The 15,290-nt window shown below is 57.2% G+C and carries 19 protein-coding genes and 1 pseudogene; 2 read left to right on the top strand and 18 right to left on the bottom strand.

Annotated features, from left to right (window positions below; translation table 11 throughout):
• Window positions 1-53: 53 nt before the first annotated feature.
• From DDF70_RS25880 to DDF70_RS25795, 17 genes are all read right to left on the bottom strand, one after another.
• Window positions 54-722, bottom strand: a complete 669-nt coding sequence (locus DDF70_RS25880; RefSeq protein WP_114947635.1) for a response regulator transcription factor — start codon at window positions 720-722, stop codon at window positions 54-56.
• Window positions 723-1,238: 516 nt separating this feature from the next.
• Window positions 1,239-2,228: a hypothetical protein gene (locus DDF70_RS25875; protein ID WP_114947634.1), complete on the bottom strand. Its 990-nt coding sequence runs from the start codon at window positions 2,226-2,228 to the stop codon at window positions 1,239-1,241.
• 52 nt (window positions 2,229-2,280) lie between these two features.
• The gene (locus tag DDF70_RS25870) at window positions 2,281-2,673 is read right to left on the bottom strand and encodes a hypothetical protein (protein ID WP_114947633.1); all 393 of its coding nucleotides are present in this window, start codon (window positions 2,671-2,673) and stop codon (window positions 2,281-2,283) included.
• 32 nt (window positions 2,674-2,705) lie between these two features.
• A complete protein-coding gene (locus DDF70_RS25865; protein ID WP_114947632.1) occupies window positions 2,706-3,116 on the bottom strand; it encodes a response regulator in 411 nt (136 codons plus the stop codon).
• 8 nt (window positions 3,117-3,124) lie between these two features.
• A complete protein-coding gene (locus DDF70_RS25860; protein WP_114947631.1) occupies window positions 3,125-3,625 on the bottom strand; it encodes a hypothetical protein in 501 nt (166 codons plus the stop codon).
• Between the two features lie 45 nt (window positions 3,626-3,670).
• Window positions 3,671-4,258 carry a DUF1643 domain-containing protein gene (locus DDF70_RS25855; protein WP_114947630.1) on the bottom strand — a complete coding sequence of 196 codons (588 nt, stop codon included), beginning with the start codon at window positions 4,256-4,258 and terminating at the stop codon, window positions 3,671-3,673.
• A gap of 62 nt (window positions 4,259-4,320) precedes the next feature.
• A complete protein-coding gene (locus tag DDF70_RS25850) occupies window positions 4,321-4,881 on the bottom strand; it encodes a hypothetical protein (protein ID WP_162820667.1) in 561 nt (186 codons plus the stop codon).
• A 71-nt stretch (window positions 4,882-4,952) separates the two neighbouring features.
• Window positions 4,953-5,504: a hypothetical protein gene (locus tag DDF70_RS25845; protein ID WP_114947628.1), complete on the bottom strand. Its 552-nt coding sequence runs from the start codon at window positions 5,502-5,504 to the stop codon at window positions 4,953-4,955.
• A gap of 74 nt (window positions 5,505-5,578) precedes the next feature.
• The gene (locus tag DDF70_RS25840) at window positions 5,579-6,001 is read right to left on the bottom strand and encodes a hypothetical protein (protein WP_205772483.1); all 423 of its coding nucleotides are present in this window, start codon (window positions 5,999-6,001) and stop codon (window positions 5,579-5,581) included.
• Window positions 6,002-6,192: 191 nt separating this feature from the next.
• The gene (locus DDF70_RS25835) at window positions 6,193-7,212 is read right to left on the bottom strand and encodes a phosphatase PAP2 family protein (RefSeq protein ID WP_114947626.1); all 1,020 of its coding nucleotides are present in this window, start codon (window positions 7,210-7,212) and stop codon (window positions 6,193-6,195) included.
• 108 nt (window positions 7,213-7,320) lie between these two features.
• Complete coding sequence (locus tag DDF70_RS25830) at window positions 7,321-7,581, bottom strand: DUF2312 domain-containing protein (RefSeq protein WP_114947625.1); 261 nt, start codon at window positions 7,579-7,581, stop codon at window positions 7,321-7,323.
• Between the two features lie 106 nt (window positions 7,582-7,687).
• Window positions 7,688-7,960, bottom strand: a complete 273-nt coding sequence (locus DDF70_RS25825; RefSeq protein ID WP_114947624.1) for a hypothetical protein — start codon at window positions 7,958-7,960, stop codon at window positions 7,688-7,690.
• A gap of 162 nt (window positions 7,961-8,122) precedes the next feature.
• Window positions 8,123-8,428, bottom strand: coding sequence for a helix-turn-helix transcriptional regulator (locus DDF70_RS39310; protein WP_114947623.1), 306 nt, complete (start codon window positions 8,426-8,428; stop codon window positions 8,123-8,125).
• An 84-nt stretch (window positions 8,429-8,512) separates the two neighbouring features.
• Window positions 8,513-9,667, bottom strand: a complete 1,155-nt coding sequence (gene repC / locus DDF70_RS25815) for a plasmid replication protein RepC (RefSeq protein ID WP_114947622.1) — start codon at window positions 9,665-9,667, stop codon at window positions 8,513-8,515.
• 717 nt (window positions 9,668-10,384) lie between these two features.
• Window positions 10,385-11,230, bottom strand: coding sequence for a Mom family adenine methylcarbamoylation protein (locus DDF70_RS39465; protein ID WP_483466655.1), 846 nt, complete (start codon window positions 11,228-11,230; stop codon window positions 10,385-10,387).
• 214 nt (window positions 11,231-11,444) lie between these two features.
• Entirely contained in the window at window positions 11,445-11,930 is a 486-nt protein-coding gene (locus DDF70_RS25800; protein WP_114947620.1) for a hypothetical protein, read from the bottom strand.
• Between the two features lie 123 nt (window positions 11,931-12,053).
• Complete coding sequence (locus tag DDF70_RS25795) at window positions 12,054-13,241, bottom strand: site-specific DNA-methyltransferase (RefSeq protein ID WP_205772482.1); 1,188 nt, start codon at window positions 13,239-13,241, stop codon at window positions 12,054-12,056.
• A gap of 413 nt (window positions 13,242-13,654) precedes the next feature.
• On the opposite strand from DDF70_RS25795, the gene DDF70_RS25790 reads away from it, so the two are divergent.
• Window positions 13,655-14,077: a hypothetical protein gene (locus DDF70_RS25790; protein WP_162820666.1), complete on the top strand. Its 423-nt coding sequence runs from the start codon at window positions 13,655-13,657 to the stop codon at window positions 14,075-14,077.
• A gap of 193 nt (window positions 14,078-14,270) precedes the next feature.
• On the opposite strand, the pseudogene DDF70_RS38290 reads toward DDF70_RS25790, so the two are convergent.
• Window positions 14,271-14,450, bottom strand: a pseudogene (locus tag DDF70_RS38290) (DUF7696 family protein); the annotation flags it as partial.
• A 591-nt stretch (window positions 14,451-15,041) separates the two neighbouring features.
• On the opposite strand from DDF70_RS38290, the gene DDF70_RS25780 reads away from it, so the two are divergent.
• Window positions 15,042-15,290, top strand: a 249-nt coding sequence (locus tag DDF70_RS25780; RefSeq protein WP_162820665.1) for a hypothetical protein, incomplete at its 3' end; no start/stop codon positions are given.

Below are 15,290 nucleotides of genomic sequence, written 5' to 3'. Positions count from 1 at the left end.
CCGCTTCAAGCCTGGGCGATGCCGTGGCCTTGGCTCAGGCTCACCTCACGGGGTTAACCGAGATAGGTGTATCCCTCAAACCGCTTGGCCATGATCGGGTCATAGCCCATCCGCATCCGCAGCTTCTTGCGCAGCTTGCTGATGTGCCCCTCGACAACTGTCTCCGAGACGTCTGACTGGCAGTCCTGATAAACCGCATGGAACACCTGCGCCTTGCTGACGGAGCGGCCACGGTTCCGCACGAAGTATTCCAGGATGTTGAGCTCACGCCGTGGCAAGGTCAGAGGCTGGCCATCAATCTCCGCATCCTGGCCGTTGAAGTAGACACGCAGGCGATCGTTGGACGTCGCGGTCTGGCTCTCGCGATGGCGCCGCCAGATCGCCTCCGAACGAGCAAGGATTTCCTTAACGTGGATGGGACGGCGCACGACATCGTCAATGCCAGCGGTCAATAGCTCCAGGGTTCGCTCAAGCGACCGGCTTTCGCTGAAGGCAATGATCGGAGCAGGCGTACGCTTGCGCAGAGTCTGGGCGAATGCGATGCGGTCACTGGATTCTTCAATCAGGAATCCGCGTGCCTGATCGAGATTTGCTTTGGAAGGGTCGTCAAGCCAGGAGTTGTAATCATCCGAAAACATCCCGACTGAGGGAACGCCTTCGCCGATGAACTCAGACACATAAGCAGCCGCAGCCGATTGCTGCGAAGCAACGACGATAAACATTTGATAATGCCCCAACCCAGAAGTTTGTCCGAACGTAATCGCGTCTATTCTCGGCTCCCAATAGCTTTCGGATAGCTTTGGGTCCGTTGGTCTTGTTTATCGAACAGACCGACCTTGTTCATGCATGCCGAGCGATCCGACGAATCAACTCAACCTTGTGTGAAGATGTCGTCAGGGAGGGTTAGGGTCAATCAGGAACAGCCTATTGGCTGAAGACTGCTCCTGGAGTGTTGCATATGGATAACAGAAGGCGGGGATTCTGCCGCTAAAGTTAGTGAATAGTTAACGCCGAGGTTAGCTCGGCGCTTTGTTTCGAGCGATATTCGTTCCGTTGGAACGGCACCTTGGTACATCGCATTTAGTGCTGCGATCTGATGTCCCAACTAAACAATCCGTTCGGGCTTCTTTCGAGGGTGTAGTCGGTATAGGGGTGGTTCCCTTCGTCAAGCTTTGCGATCGCATCACGAACATCACGGATCCCCTTGACCTTCTCGACGCCTTGGGCATCCGTTACGATCATCCGAAGAAACTTGAGCGACTTGTCAGCATAGACGTGTACGACATTGACCCGGCGCTTCGTGTCATTGACGAAGTCGGTGAGGCGCTTGGCCTTGTCGTCGGGAAAACTCTCAGCGTCGGGCTCCGGTAGAGGACTCCATCATCGTTCACGCGGAGGAATACGATGGAACTCTCGTCACCACTATAGGCAACTGGAAAGAGCGACAGCACAGACTGGTTGAGTGCCTTGTTCTCCCACCGTAGATCCAGATCCTGACCTTTGATGGAAATTTGACGGACCCCTTGATCGTTGAACGTCAATCGGATTTCTCCGTGAGCCTTCTTGAGGGATCGTTCCTCCGTGACTGCCATGCCGAGATCGTGGAAGCATACGTCTTCTCCGCACTCGGTCGCGCCAACCATCGATAGCACGTCGTCGCGAGTAAAATTCTTCCGGATCTGGCCGATGAGCGGGGGCCCCCAGTTTGTCGGCTTCTCGAAACTGCAGTCGGAGAAGGCAGCGAGGCTGTCGACGTTGGGAGAGAGTAGGAAGCGCTGAAGGTCGGCGGGTTTTCCCGCAAGATCCTGGAAGCCGTCACTTCCTGGATTAACGGTCAGTCCTGCCGCCTCGATGGATCGCCTGGTTCCTTCGGTCATTTGTGGTGGATAGGCAAGCGTCCGCAGCTTCTTAGCGTCGATATAGACATACCCGAATTTATAGATTCCTTTAGCTTCAGTCTGAGCGAGGTAAAGGTTGCGGTTGATCTTCTTGAAGGTGAAAACACCATCGCCAACCCGGTAAACCACTCCGCCGCCCGGGACCTTTTCAGGGACCGGCAATTGTTCGACCTTCTGGCTCCCGAAGGTCGTGCAATATGCCTTGCCAGTGACTCCTAGTTCCTCACCAACCTCGATGGCCTTAGTCTTTGACTGAAAGCAGCCAGCGAGGCTGAGGCTTGCGGCACCGACACTGACCAGGGCGAATAGGCGAGTCTTCGTAAAGAGCATGGTAGAACCTCGGAGGGGATTTCGATTGCTTGTATTCGCCAGCGACCCGGAATCAGATCAGTAGGTCGTGAAACTGCTTCAGTTCCTCGTCAGTGGCGTTTCGGAGGAATTTGAGCCCGCCCTTCGTCGGATATCTGAGGAAGTCTCCAGACGTCGCACCGATATATCCGACGATGTTGCTGCCCTTATACAGGAACACATGGGTGTCTCCGGAGGGCATCGTCGCGAGCGGGTAGTGCCAGCCGTCAAGGCGATCGTTTGCGAACTGGATGATCGCACTGACCTGATTTGGATCAGTGATTTCTCGATCGAGCCGCTTAGGATCGAAGCCTTTATAGGTTACCCCTAACCGATTTGCCTCTGGCAAGGGCTCTACCGTCTCGAACCGACTGCATCCGGCGAGAAGCGGTGCGATGGTCGCCAGGAAGGCTCTCTTTGTGATCATTGGAAGCCTCAGAGGTCGAAGGGCATGGCCAATCAGACCAAAGGAGCTTCGGCGCTGACGGGAAACCCGAGCACGGTGCTCACCTTCGCCCTGAGAGTCTCGGCGCTGAATGGCTTCACAATGTAATTGTCAACGCCGGCCTGCTTGGCAGCAATCACGTTCTCAGGTCTGGCCTCTGCGGTGACCATGATGAAGGGAAGCTTCTGGAGCATGGGGTGCGCCCGAACCTGCTGGATAAGCTCATATCCCGTCATCGGCGCCATGTTCCAATCGGATATCACCAGCCCGTAGGACCGCTCGTTGAGCTTCTCCAACGCCTCCCGTCCATCCCTGGCCTCGTCGATATTAGTGAACCCGATCCGCCTGAGCAGGTTACGGACGATCCTGAGCATTGTTTGATAGTCGTCGATGATCAGGACTGGGATGGATGTATCGAGGGCCATAGTATTTCTCAGCCGATGCGGGGCGTTTCGCCCGCGGGCTCTGTACGGGCGATCTGTTCAAAAACGGTTGCGATCGGCCACTGCGGCTCTGCGACACTTTGGATATGTCCAACGACGCCGATCGGACCGAGAGGTGTTCCAACCCAGAGAACATCGTCCGGATGGTAGTCGATATGCCGGAACTTGGTCTCGACGACTGCCACCTTCAGGTCCTGAAGAAGGGGCGATTGAGTCTCGATGCGGCGCACCTCACCCTCCTCCAGGAAAGCGAGGGCGTTGAGCTCCGGCAGGAGATGTTCGGTCATAGAGCAGAGATAGGTCGCTTCACCTGCATCATCCATTTCCCGGTTCAGGTCGGCGAGCTCGTCCCGCCAGTTTTCGATCGTGACGATTCGATCATCATCACAGGACTGCACAAAGGCGGCGGCAGCCCTCTCGGCTTCTGTCTTGTCGAAGAACGGCTGGACGGTATCGACCCCTGTCAGAAGGGTCCAAAAGTCCGTTGGCATAGGAATTATCCTCGTCACGGAAAGGGCAAGCTGTAGGACTTGCCTTCAGGCCTTGCCCTTCAGCTTCGGGATGTAGTGGAACGGCTTGGTATCGGCCGCGATGTAGAGGGGATGACCGGCATTGCCATTTTTCGTCACTGCCAGGCACCAGAGACGATGGCCGTCCTCGATGAGGGCCTGGCATACGGCATCAGCATGATGCTGCAGGGAAGGATGAACAGCGCCGAACCCCATGACGATCATTGAGGCGCGACTTGCCTGATCCCGGATGGCGGGGAGGTTATGCTGGCTACATGGAGTGACGCCGGGGTCGCGCAACCGCTTCTGATCGGTGACGCAATAGTCCATGACGTTGCACTTGACGTACGAGCTGTAACCCCAGCGTCTGGTAAAGTCCTGCTCCCGCGCCACAGTGGGGTCATCGACGTCGTAGCTGGCAACTGACGGGTTCATGCCCACCCAGAGAACGAACGGGGCGTTCGGATCCGTGGTCCAGCGGCGGGTCAGGATGGGCCGGTAGCGGCGGTTCTCGTAGAAGACGGCATCGGCAATGACGCCCTCCTTGAGCCGCAGTCGGCTTTTGCCTCCGGCATCATGGAGTTCATCATCAGAGACAGACTGGGCGGCCGGCATTTGATTTCTGATTTGAGAATTGAATTGCGGTCTTATATCACCCGTCGGCCGCTTGTGACTACCTACCTGCCCAATCTTACCTCCTGGCGGATGCTCTCCGCGAGCTTGTCAGTCGGGTGGATGACCTCCGACATTCCGGAAGCGACATTGATCACGACAATCTGCCCGCAGCGGAGGGCATAGGTGTGGACAGGGCCCTCGCGCTTCAGGAGCCGCGGGAAGGCTTTCTCGAACCGGGTGCCGATCGCGCTGGTCAGGTGAGCACCCTCTGGGAGGTCAGGGCCCTGTACGATTAGCGCAGGTTCGCGGGTCCAGCGTTCGAGGCTCCGGTAATCCTTGACCGAGGGCAGATACTCCCGCTCGACATCGTATGTCGCAGCGCATTCGAGCTCGTCAGCTGGAAACGCCGCCATGGCGGTCGTCGGGTACTTGGTCGCCAGGCGGCTGGCCGCCCGACGAATGCGTTCATAGAAGCTCTCGAGGTCTTTCGAGCCAATGGCGTTTCCCTCGTAGTAGCAGAGGATCCGTCCATCCTTCTCCTCTGCTCCGACGATTGCGCTCCCTGGGAGAACGAGACTAGCGGCAGAAGATTCGGGCTTCGGGACATAAACGTTCAAAATCATGGGGCAGCCTTCATGGTGGGTGTCATGAGAAAGGGCGGCCTGATTTCTCAGACCGCCCTTGGGCTGCTCGGCTATCGCCACTGGTGCTTGCGCTGGCTTTTCCAGCTGCGCTCGTTGTGCCGCGGAACATCTGACCAATAGGTTGGAAGTTCGCGCTGCCTTCTGACGCGACCGGGCGGGATCCCGGCGGCAAGGAGGTCTTCCTTGTCCGCGTCGTGCCAGGTCATCGCCTGCTTCGTCCGTACAATCCGGATGGACGAGCCGCGATGTCCGCGGGGCCGGCGGATGCCAGGCCAAGGGCCATTGCGGTAGGCGCCCTCCGGCGGTGCAGGTCGCGCCCTCAGCTTGCGCGCGAGAGCGAGCACCTGATCGCGGGTAACGACGTCGCCGAGAGAGGTTCGGACAATCAAATGTCCAGTGGGGGTGGCATGGCGGACGCCTTCAACATCGACAAGGGTGTCATACGCAAAGCGGTCGGCCAGAGCGCTGGAGAGGACAAAGCCCTGCTGGAGGGCCGCTGTGTTGAGGGCCCGAACAGCGTCTTCAAGGGTATCGTAGGTCCAGACCTCCTGAGCGCGATTGATGATGCGGTACTGGGGCTGGAATTGGGAAATGCTGTGCACGGGAATGCTCCGTTAGGGTGAACCTAACGGAAGCCCGGCATGTGCTCGTGGCGGAAAAAGCCCATTGGCTCTCCTTATGCGGCAAGGGCAATCGGGGTGGCGGTCAGATCGGTCTCCGCGAGAGCCTCAACGGACCTGAACTCGGCAAGGACGGCTGAAGCCTTGGCACGGGGAATCTCGAAGGAGTTGGCGATCCGGAGGGTGAGGAGCGAAAGCACCTTCGGTGGCTCCTGCCCATGAGCCGACAGAACAAAGCGTGCATCCACGATGCCGAAACGGATCAACTCCTTTTCCTGATCGGTAATGAGAATGGTATCGGCATCGGAGGCAGCGCGAGCAAGCGCGCTCTCAAGAGCGTCAATGGCTCCCAAGATATTGATGGCTGCAGTGACGAAGTCTCTGATGCTGAACATGGCTCGCTTAGAATCTTTCGGGGATTGCCTGGAATTAACCTTCGTAAATTTCCGGTTTTCAATAATCGGATGCTTTGGCTTCAACGGCCTGGATCTCAGGGAATTGCCTGCTCTCCTGTGTCATGAAGCTTGTAAGGACCTGACGAATTGCCTTACTCCTCCGGCTAAGGCGGTTCTGTCGCAGATCTCATTTGTCGTGGGTGTCGTGAGAGCGAACGCCCTCACCGGCACACAACGTAGAGACGCCGGGAAAGTGCCATGCGTGTGACGGCTTTTTATATGTCTGCCGGTCTGTGGATTCGGGGGATGGGTACCGATTGATGCCACAATCGTTGGAAGCCCCTCAAAAGAATCGATGCGGCGGCGATTGCCAGCGCCGCATTCAGGGCGCCGGCGAGAACATCCACGAGGAAATGGCTGCCATGGAGTGGTGTGGCGAGAAGCATCAGTCCATTGAGGACAAGGCCGGGGTATCGGAGATAGGGAATATGCCAGAGCGCCCAGGCGAGCAGCACCGCATTGGCGGCATGGAAGCTGGGAAACGTAATGAGCCCAGTCGGCGCAAGGCGAGAGATGTTCAGAATTGAGCCATCCCGCATGCCCATAATCTCGGGCACATGGAGGCTTGCCACTCGAACCGCGATATTCGGATGTTGAGCAGGATCGATGCCATAGAACTCGTAGGTGCCGAGAACCGGCAGGAACCATGCAATCCCGTAAGTGACGATGAGGGCCAGCAGGAGAGCAACCGTCGAGACCTGCAGGGCTCGATACCGCCCGAGACCAGCAAGCAGGATGGGAGCCATGATTGATTGGAACCCGGCCGACATATAGATCCCGTAGCCTAAGGCGGTGACAACGGGGTGGTCATTGGCCCACTGCAGCATGGCGACCCAGTCGAAGCCGAGAGCTTTATCTCCTGCGGCGAGGAGATCATCCCAGAAGGGTTGTGACCTGGAGAGGTAGCTGACCACATGGCCGAGATCGCCGAAGGCTAAGGCCGAGAATGGCACAAGAGCGACCGTGAAATACAACGATGCCATACGGCGCCGATGCCGGTTCGGGCGACTGTAGACTATGGCGCCGATTGCAGGAATGAGACCAAGCCCCAGAAGTGCAGCCTGAGGTCCAGCGTGGAGCTCCAGAGGAGTTGCAGCCACGACAGCCACCTTGAACGCGACCACTGAGAAGCACAGGAACGCGCAGAGCAGCATTCCTGGAATGATCTCGTGGGGTTGCCCGGCTTCCCCTGCCCTAGTGATAAGATGCGAGGGCGCTTGCAATGCTGAGGTCATGCTTCCTCATGGTAGCGACGAGTATTGATGAGCTAATACAGAAAAGGACGGCGCTAGAGATCACGCCGCCCTATATCCAGATCCTGCAGGGATGCCGATTGACAGTAATTAGCTGGTTATTCCCAGGGCCTGGAGGTAGAGATCAAGGATCGCTTCTTCTTCCATTCGCTCAGAATGGTCTTTCTTTCTGATAGCGAGGCACTTTTTGATGATTTTTGGGTCCAGCCCATTGCCTTTTGCCTCAGCGAGGATGTCTTTGGCACCGGCTTTGAGCCCGTCGATTTCTTTGTAGACCCGCTCCAACCGGTCAATCACGGACTTAAGCAGATCGGAGGCAACAGATTCTGTGTTGAAAGCGGCGTCGTCCATTTCACGAATCGTCCTAGTTTGTCGTGTTCGATGGACGAATTATAATGCAGAACAATAGCAAATTAAATCGGCTAGCGAGGATGCAGAGCTAACGTGAGCGGCATCCTTAATGGGGGATCTGTCTGGCCGTCTGGACAGAGGGAGAAAACGGCATCGGCTGTAGCGGTCCGGTTCCAAACTGCTGGGACGCTAGGAGCTGGCCCCAGCGCGTCATCATCTGTACCTGATCGCGGCTCATCAGATCGGCAAGCGCAAGCCCTTCCGCGATGCCCTTCAGGTAAGCCTCGTTGACTGGGTCGCCCCTTCCGGCAGCCGCTTGGCCGAGATCTACGACAAGACGAATGATTTTTCCGATGTCATCGCTGTTCTTGTCGTTCACACGGGCACTCTTGAGGAAGGCTTCAAGGCTCGACAGCTTGGGGCAGATCGAACCCTACCCATCGGCGAAATTCCTTACCTTTCCGTTCCCACGCCTCCTGTGCTCGCGCATGCCGGAGGAAGGAACGGATAAGGGTGAACGAAGGCTTGAAGCCGACAGCGCCTAGGCGGCCGCTCGGGTTTTTTCCATCCCGTCGACCTGCTCTCGATCGCCAATCGGCACGTCGCTCTCTTCAGATAAGGAGTTCATGAGTTGAGCAAAGGCCAGCAGATCCGTCTCCGCGGCAGCGAGCAGCTTGGACAGGGTTTCCGTCGACGGCCATCGCTCCCGTCCATCCGAATTCATCCGCTTGGACTTGTTGAGCGAAGTGGCATCCAGTCCGGCTTTTAGAGCCAGGCCAGAAGTTGATGATCCGCACCGCTCGGCAAGCAGATCAATAGCCTGCCAAAGGTCTCCATGAGCAAACATCGGTTCTATCCGTACGCAATTATCACCAAATCAATGACGTTTGCGCCTATAGGGTACGAAACTGACCTGAAGGTTGCGCTGGGCTTACATCATTCGTCGCCTTCTTATGGCGAGGAGTTCAACCTCGAGGTCGAGTTTCCCGGCTTTGATCATGCGGACGAGAGCCCGATAGTAGCCGCCGGGATTCTTGATCCGGCTTTCTCCGCCGTTCTTGGCAAGGTCGTCGTCGTACAGCTGCAGGGTGTAGATCACCGCGATTGCGGCTCTGACGGTGCCGATCCCTTCGACGGCCTCGGTCCAGGCGCTCTCGTTGGCGCCCAGTGATGCGCGGAGGTAGCGGCCGGCCGAGACGATATCCGCTAGATCCCGCACCGGCTGGCCGTAGTCCTCGAGAGTGGGGCAGGCCTCAACGATCAATTCCGGTGATAGGTGCTCTGCCGGTTGTTCGGTTGAACGAACCGCCTCAGCTTTCTTCGGAAAGCCCTTGTTACAAGCCTCGGTAGGAGATTCGTTGTTGTTATAAGAATGGCGGCAATCTTTGCCCCCATTGCCAGCATTAAAAAATGCTTTCTCGCAAAGTGTCCTCAGGTCTTTCCATTCGTCGAGAGCGTCCAGCGGCATGGCTTTCGAGCTGCGCACAGGTGTCAGGGCTTTCAGGGCCTTGAGACGGTCTTCAAGGTCTGAGCGATCCAGATCCGGGTAGTGCTCGGCCAGGGCGCTCAAGGCCTCCTCGGCGGCACGGCGGGCGATGGTGATCTCGTCGAAGGTGCGCTTGCGGGCTTCGCGAGCCTGCTTCTGCTCAATCAGACGCTCAGCCCACTCCCCTCGTCTGGCATAGACGGGTGTCAGGTCGAAGCCGAACGCATCGACGATCTCGCCTGCCAAGTCTTTGACGGCGAAGCGCTTTCCGTTAGGCGACTCCTTCGGAACGATCAACTGGAGGTCGATGAGGGTCCGAAAGGCATAGCGGACCGACCGTTCGGATAGACCGGTGCGACCCATAAGATAATCGTTGGACGGCCACACCAGCAGCCGCTCCCATTCCTGTTCGCCCCAGCAGGCAATGAGCTCCGACAGAACCGACCGGGGGCCGTTCCGCAGTTCCAAGGCCTTGGCGGCGTCTCGGGCGGCCGCCGATAGTTCTTTCCGCGTCACCGTGCGCCCGGTTTCGAGCACAAGTTCTCTCGCGGCCAAAGCAGCATGTCTCAGCCGCCGGCCTCCTGACGATGCGAGTTGCATCGTACCCTCCTATGTGAGGGCAAAGCGGGAGCGTTCACCGTAACCGATGCTCTTGACAGTCAGTTTGTCGGGATGGCATAAGGAAGGTGCAAACTTTTCCGAATGCCCACCCCTCGCGGTGGTCTCCAAAGGCCCTCGAAGTGTCCAGCTTCGTGGGCCTTTTGCTTTGCCTGGTTTACGTCACGACATTTCGCTCCTTTTGGGCAAATGTGGCCTCGAGGGCATGAGTGATTGCTTCCTGCCTGTTCCTGAAACGACCGCTCTCAATCGCTTGATCGATCGCAACCTTCAGGGGCCCGCGCACCCAAACGTTCAACTCGTGGTCTCCCCGCTCCCGGCGAGACTTACGAAAGCGCTGAACACGTTCGGTATGCTTTGCATCAGGCATGGCATTCACCCATTCCAGTCGTGCCATCACTAGTGATGCCCGATTCCAATTTGGCTGTGGAGTCGCGCGTCAAGAATCCATTCACAATAGATCGATTCAGCGGTGGGAAACTTCTTTGACTAGAATCATTTAGCTCGAAAGGCGGAGTCAATTCGCAGGTAAAAGCCCGGTTCCGGGTGATTCTCAGTTACGCGCTTGATTCGATGTTGCGTAGTATTCGGCCCGAGGTTCGATTCGCGATCCCGCATTATGATTCGGGTGCGGTGGAGAGGAAGTGGTTAAGAACTATTAACGGAACCACAGAGGCAGCTGGATATTTAAGTTAGATTCTACGATGCGGTTATCGGGTCCGTCTTTGTCGGCCGCGGCAAGCTTTTGTCCATCCTCCGTCGGATTTCCTGGCGATTTGAGTGTGTCCCACAGGGGAAGACGTAGGCGTGATTGCCGTTGTGGCGCATCTTGCGAAATGGCCCTTCCTGCAAGGCGCGACGGATGTAGTCGGCTTCCTTCTCACCTGGCGCGATAGCAGGTGCCCCATGGGACCGGAGAAAATCATAGGCGTAGGCAGCACCCCGCTCCCCGTTCCGAAGCTTCGAGAGAGCGCGCGGCGACACGATGGAGCCATCCTGCGTCAGCCAATGGGTCCGTGGCTTTCCACGGCCCAGATAGGCACTGGACCCGCCGTAGGCCTGATAAATCCGTCCAACATGACCAACGTGGATCAGATCTCCGGCAGCGTTCGTCCGAGGAACCGGGTCGCTATAGGACAAGCAGAGGTCATAATATGGCCTCCGGTCAGAACGCTGCTTGTCCTTTGCAAGCATCCAAAGGGCACGCCGAAGAAGCCAGGTTTCCCCGTTTCCACCAACGTGATCCTTCAATACGAAGCGTCCAAGTTCGCAGAACTTCGCATCGTTGGGCGCCCCATAGGCAGCGGCTGCCTTTGGCTGCATTGGTACCGAGAATACGGCGACGCCGACAAGCTCCTCCTGGAACGGAGCAACTCGTTCGAACATGCCGTATGCCGCGACCGCCGCCGGGTAGGATCCGGAATAGTGATGCCTGAGGACGAAATCACGAGCCACTGCATCACCGATCGGGTTGACTGAAAACAGGCTCGGATTGATGGGCTCCTGGGAGGGGCGATAGGACGCGCGGCGGCTATTCCACCGCATCGATAGATCGAAGAGCGATAGCTGGGTCATTTCCGAAGGTGGTTTGAGAGGGAACTGCGAGAACTGGTGCCGGGGCGATGAACGCGGCGACGCGCCGGAGGCAAAAACAGAAAACCCTGCGTAGCGGGGGCTATGCTACGCAGGGTTCCCGGAGGACAGGATCAGTCAGGTCGATCCTTGACGACAGAGGTAGGCTCCGGCCCTTAACAAAAGCTTATCGATGAGGCGGATGCACAGGCAGGAGTTTGAAAGGTGTGATGGCACTATCGGGGATTGACGCACTGTATCTCACCTGGCCGGTGATCTTGAACACCGGGGCCCAAGGGATCACGCGGGCGTCCCAGTCGGACTGGGTGTATCCTTGGGCTAGGATGCCGTAGGTCATGATTTGCGCTTCCTGATCCATATCTGGAAGCAGGTACGCCGGGTCTATGACCGTCATGTCGACCTCAAGCACAATCCAGTCGACCGGCCACTCTTCACCCCGATTGCAATCAGCGTAGTTCGTGGCGATCCCGACTTCGTCCGTCAGAAAAATGACCGGCACATCCTTACTCGAATGCATGCTCGGTTTCAGGCCATAATCTTTGATCTGACCATGAGCAGCGGGGTCCCAGATGCCGTGATTGTCGGTGGCTTTGGGATCGTATCGATAAAGAGGGGTCGCGTGGAAAAGCCTGCGAGGGAGAACAGCTGTCATCAGAAAACCAAAACCCCGCGCAGCGATGGGACAGCTGCACGGGGTTCGCTGGATTAAGGTCATCTGAGCAAGGACCCTAATGTGAGGATGGCATGGTATGGTTAATGGCTGCTTAAAGCAGATCTAGGCTGCCATCCGCTTAGAGAAGCGATGCTGGCCCCCAAGCACGTATTCAAGCATGCACTCAGAAGCGCCCCACCGGCGATCGAGAGCCTCAGCAACGGCGGCAGTTGTGAGAGAGCCGCCGAAGGGTTCAAAGACAAGGTCCTTCGGTCGCGTGAGAAACTTGATGAACGTTTCAGGCAGTGCGGCTGGGAACCTGGCCGGATGGACCGGGAGCCCAGCCGCCTTAACGCTGCGGATGTAGTCGGAATTGCTCTCAGTGTTGGCTGCCACAATCAGGTTGCCGGGAATGGCACCGCCATTGTCATTGCCGAATGCACCTTCTGCCATCTTGTACCCGGCTGGTCGCGTCGCTGCTTCCTGCCCTCCCCTCTTCAGGACTGCCTTCATGCTGTCGGAATAGGGAACAAGAATCTGCCGATTGTCAGCGTATGGATTGTCCGAGGGAGACAACCAGAAGACATTCTCGAGAGATGGCTTCACGCGGATCCTTCGCACCGTCACCCACTCGGCTGGGTTGGGGAGGCGCGCTGGATTCTGCCAGGCGAAGCGCTGACAGAGTTTCAGGCCCAACTCATCCTCAAATTTGATGAGGAGCCGTTCCTGGTAGAGCGACAGGGTAGGTTCGCCACGACGCCATGCATCACCCAGGTTGAGGACGACAGAAGCGTCCTTGGCGAGTTTCGGCATCCACTGCTCAGCCAAGCGCAGCATCCAGTCGAGATACTCCCGTTCATCCAGGTTTCCGTACTCCTTCTTGCGCAAGAGTGGATACGGCGGGCTCGAAAACACGAGACTCACGCTGCCATCATCGAGCAGCCCGACGGCATCCTCGCAATGACCCCAGAGGGCGGCGCCTTGGTCGGTCATGAAGATCGTGACGACCATGCCAGGAGTAGCCTTGGTAAGAGCCGAATGCCCCTTGTCGGTGAGCGCCCACAGACCCGCATCCGCCGGTCGCAAGAGCCCTTGGAGCTTTGCTCGTTGTTGGGCCCAGCGCACCTCGCGCTCAAAGGCATTATAAGAGTGACCGGAGATCGTGATGCGGGCAGCGCGCTCGTTGGCCGGCAGATCGACTTTCTCGGCCACCAGGTCGTAGATGTCCCGTGCCTTCGCGGCCCCGCCCCTTTCCTCGATCGCATCGAGCAGCGGAAGGATGAGCTGCGATTGGCTGATCTTCTTTTTCATTGGGGTTTGACCTCGTCTGATCCACTCCAGACAGGTCACTTCGATAGATTGAAGCTTAGGCTCTCATATGCCGAGGCGGTTCAAGGCAGGTTCGGACAAGCTTGGCAGACTAGGTAGCAACTTTGTTGGTTCCGTAAGAACTTTAACGCCGCTGACCAAACTTTATTGTCTCAGGGCATAGAGAACGGATTAGGAACAACTTCGCGGCGGCAGGCATATAGTGTCGCAACCCTGAACTTAACCGCAAATATTCCTTGCCTAGGAAGCTCCGTCGATTCATTTCGGAATCGTTAATTCGGCGTTTGATTCCGAAGGCAAAAACAATAATGAACAGATCTTGGTTGGGGCGTGATGACTGTCCAGTCATCGCAGATGATATCGCACGTGCTCGCTCGGCATTGCTCTCTCTGAGGATGAAGATCGATTCAAAGAGCCACGTAAAAGTTTATGCGTACGGTCAAGCGCTACGGCATGTGGCTCGACTGATCGCAAGCGCCGTTCAGGTAAGCGAAACAGACGCGCTCAAGGCGCGCGGTCTCAGTGATGAGAAACTTGATCATGTCTACCGGGATCTGTTTAGCAGCGTCCGACGCTGTCGGGCATTCCTTCACGAAGGGGCGCAGACCTCTGAGATGGCGGACAATCTTGCAACCGCCTGCTTGATCCTCAAGCATCTCTACCGGATGCGATTCCATGAAGAGAGAGCATCGGGTTCACAGCAAGTTGAAGCCGGCGATCTGGCCGAGCGTCTCATGACCTTGTCACAGTCCCTCTGTGAACTTGGGGCTGCCGTGTCGCCGGCCCATTGGGAAGAGGAGCTGCGCTTGGCCGCTTAATTGGGCAACGCAAGTTCCCCGACTAACCTTCTCGAAGACGCCACGATTGGTCTCCAGTCAGCGGTATCAATTCCTGCTCTGTGGAGATCATCAGTATGAGCTTCGACGGCCACGACAGACCTTTCCCGCGATGGTTCCCGTACTTCTTCGCGGGATTGGCTGTGGTCGGCTCTATCGTATACTTCTCTCTCGTCTAACGCTTGTTGGCGCGCGCATCCATGAGTTGCTGCATCCGCGATCTCAGGTCTTCGGCAGCCTTCTCTCCACGAAGGTAGATGAGCCCGCGCTCTATGGTTTTCCCGTTTTCATCCTTCGTGCCGTTGAAGAACGCGTCCCGCTCGGCCTTCGACATTTTCAGAACGGCCTGAGCCTCGCACTCGCGCTGCTATTCCTCTGACCATGTGTTGACCGGCGGTCCGGTGATTTCAGAGATTGCGGTGGTTTCACGTGAATAGGTCATTTGAGCAGGATCGTATGCACTATCGAAACGGGATCGTCTGCGTTTGCTGGGCTAAACGTCAGTTGGACTAACAGCTTTTTCGGGTTTTGCTCGCTTGGGAGGCACTGAGAGGATCAGTTTTGTGAGGACCTCGTAGACGGATTGTGGGCCGCACTCGTTCTTCCGAGCCGCGCAGTCTTCGAAGAAGCTCACATACTGGTCGCATCGGGTTGAGCGCTGCTGCTTCGGAGCCTCCGCACATTGAGTGTAGGCCTGCCGAAGAGCCGGTGGCGGATCGAACGATTCAAAGACCTCCTGGGCGGGCGTTCGAGTGAGCTTTTCATGGGCAAGAATAAGGCCGGCCGGACCCGCGAGGATGAGGATCGCTATGAAGCCGTGATGGATCTTTCGCATCGGCTTACGTCGGGCCTTTATGGTTAAGACGGAGTTAACCTATTCCCCATGACATAGACGCGTGTAACTGCATAGCATAGCGGACTATGCCGAGCCTAAGGATGCGAATTGATGACAGAGCGCTCCGAGCGAGAGGACGATCAACCTGAAACAGATGCAAAGGCCAGCACACCGCAGCTGGATCGACTGGAGCAGCTGGCCAATGCCGCTGCCACTGCCGCCCAAGCAAAGCAGTGGCGCGCACGCAAGAACGGTATCAATCAAGAGGAGGAAGCATCGGAGGTCCGCGACCTCAGTAACAACGCTGAGGCCCGGGCTCGGGCAGAGGAAGCGATGCGGCAGATGATGGCAAAGCCACAG

Origin of the sequence: Microvirga calopogonii, assembly GCF_003347665.1 — a bacterium.
GTDB lineage: Bacteria > Pseudomonadota > Alphaproteobacteria > Rhizobiales > Beijerinckiaceae > Microvirga > Microvirga calopogonii.
The sequence above is the reverse complement of the archived record's forward strand: the minus strand, read 5'-3'. Positions and strand labels throughout refer to the sequence as shown.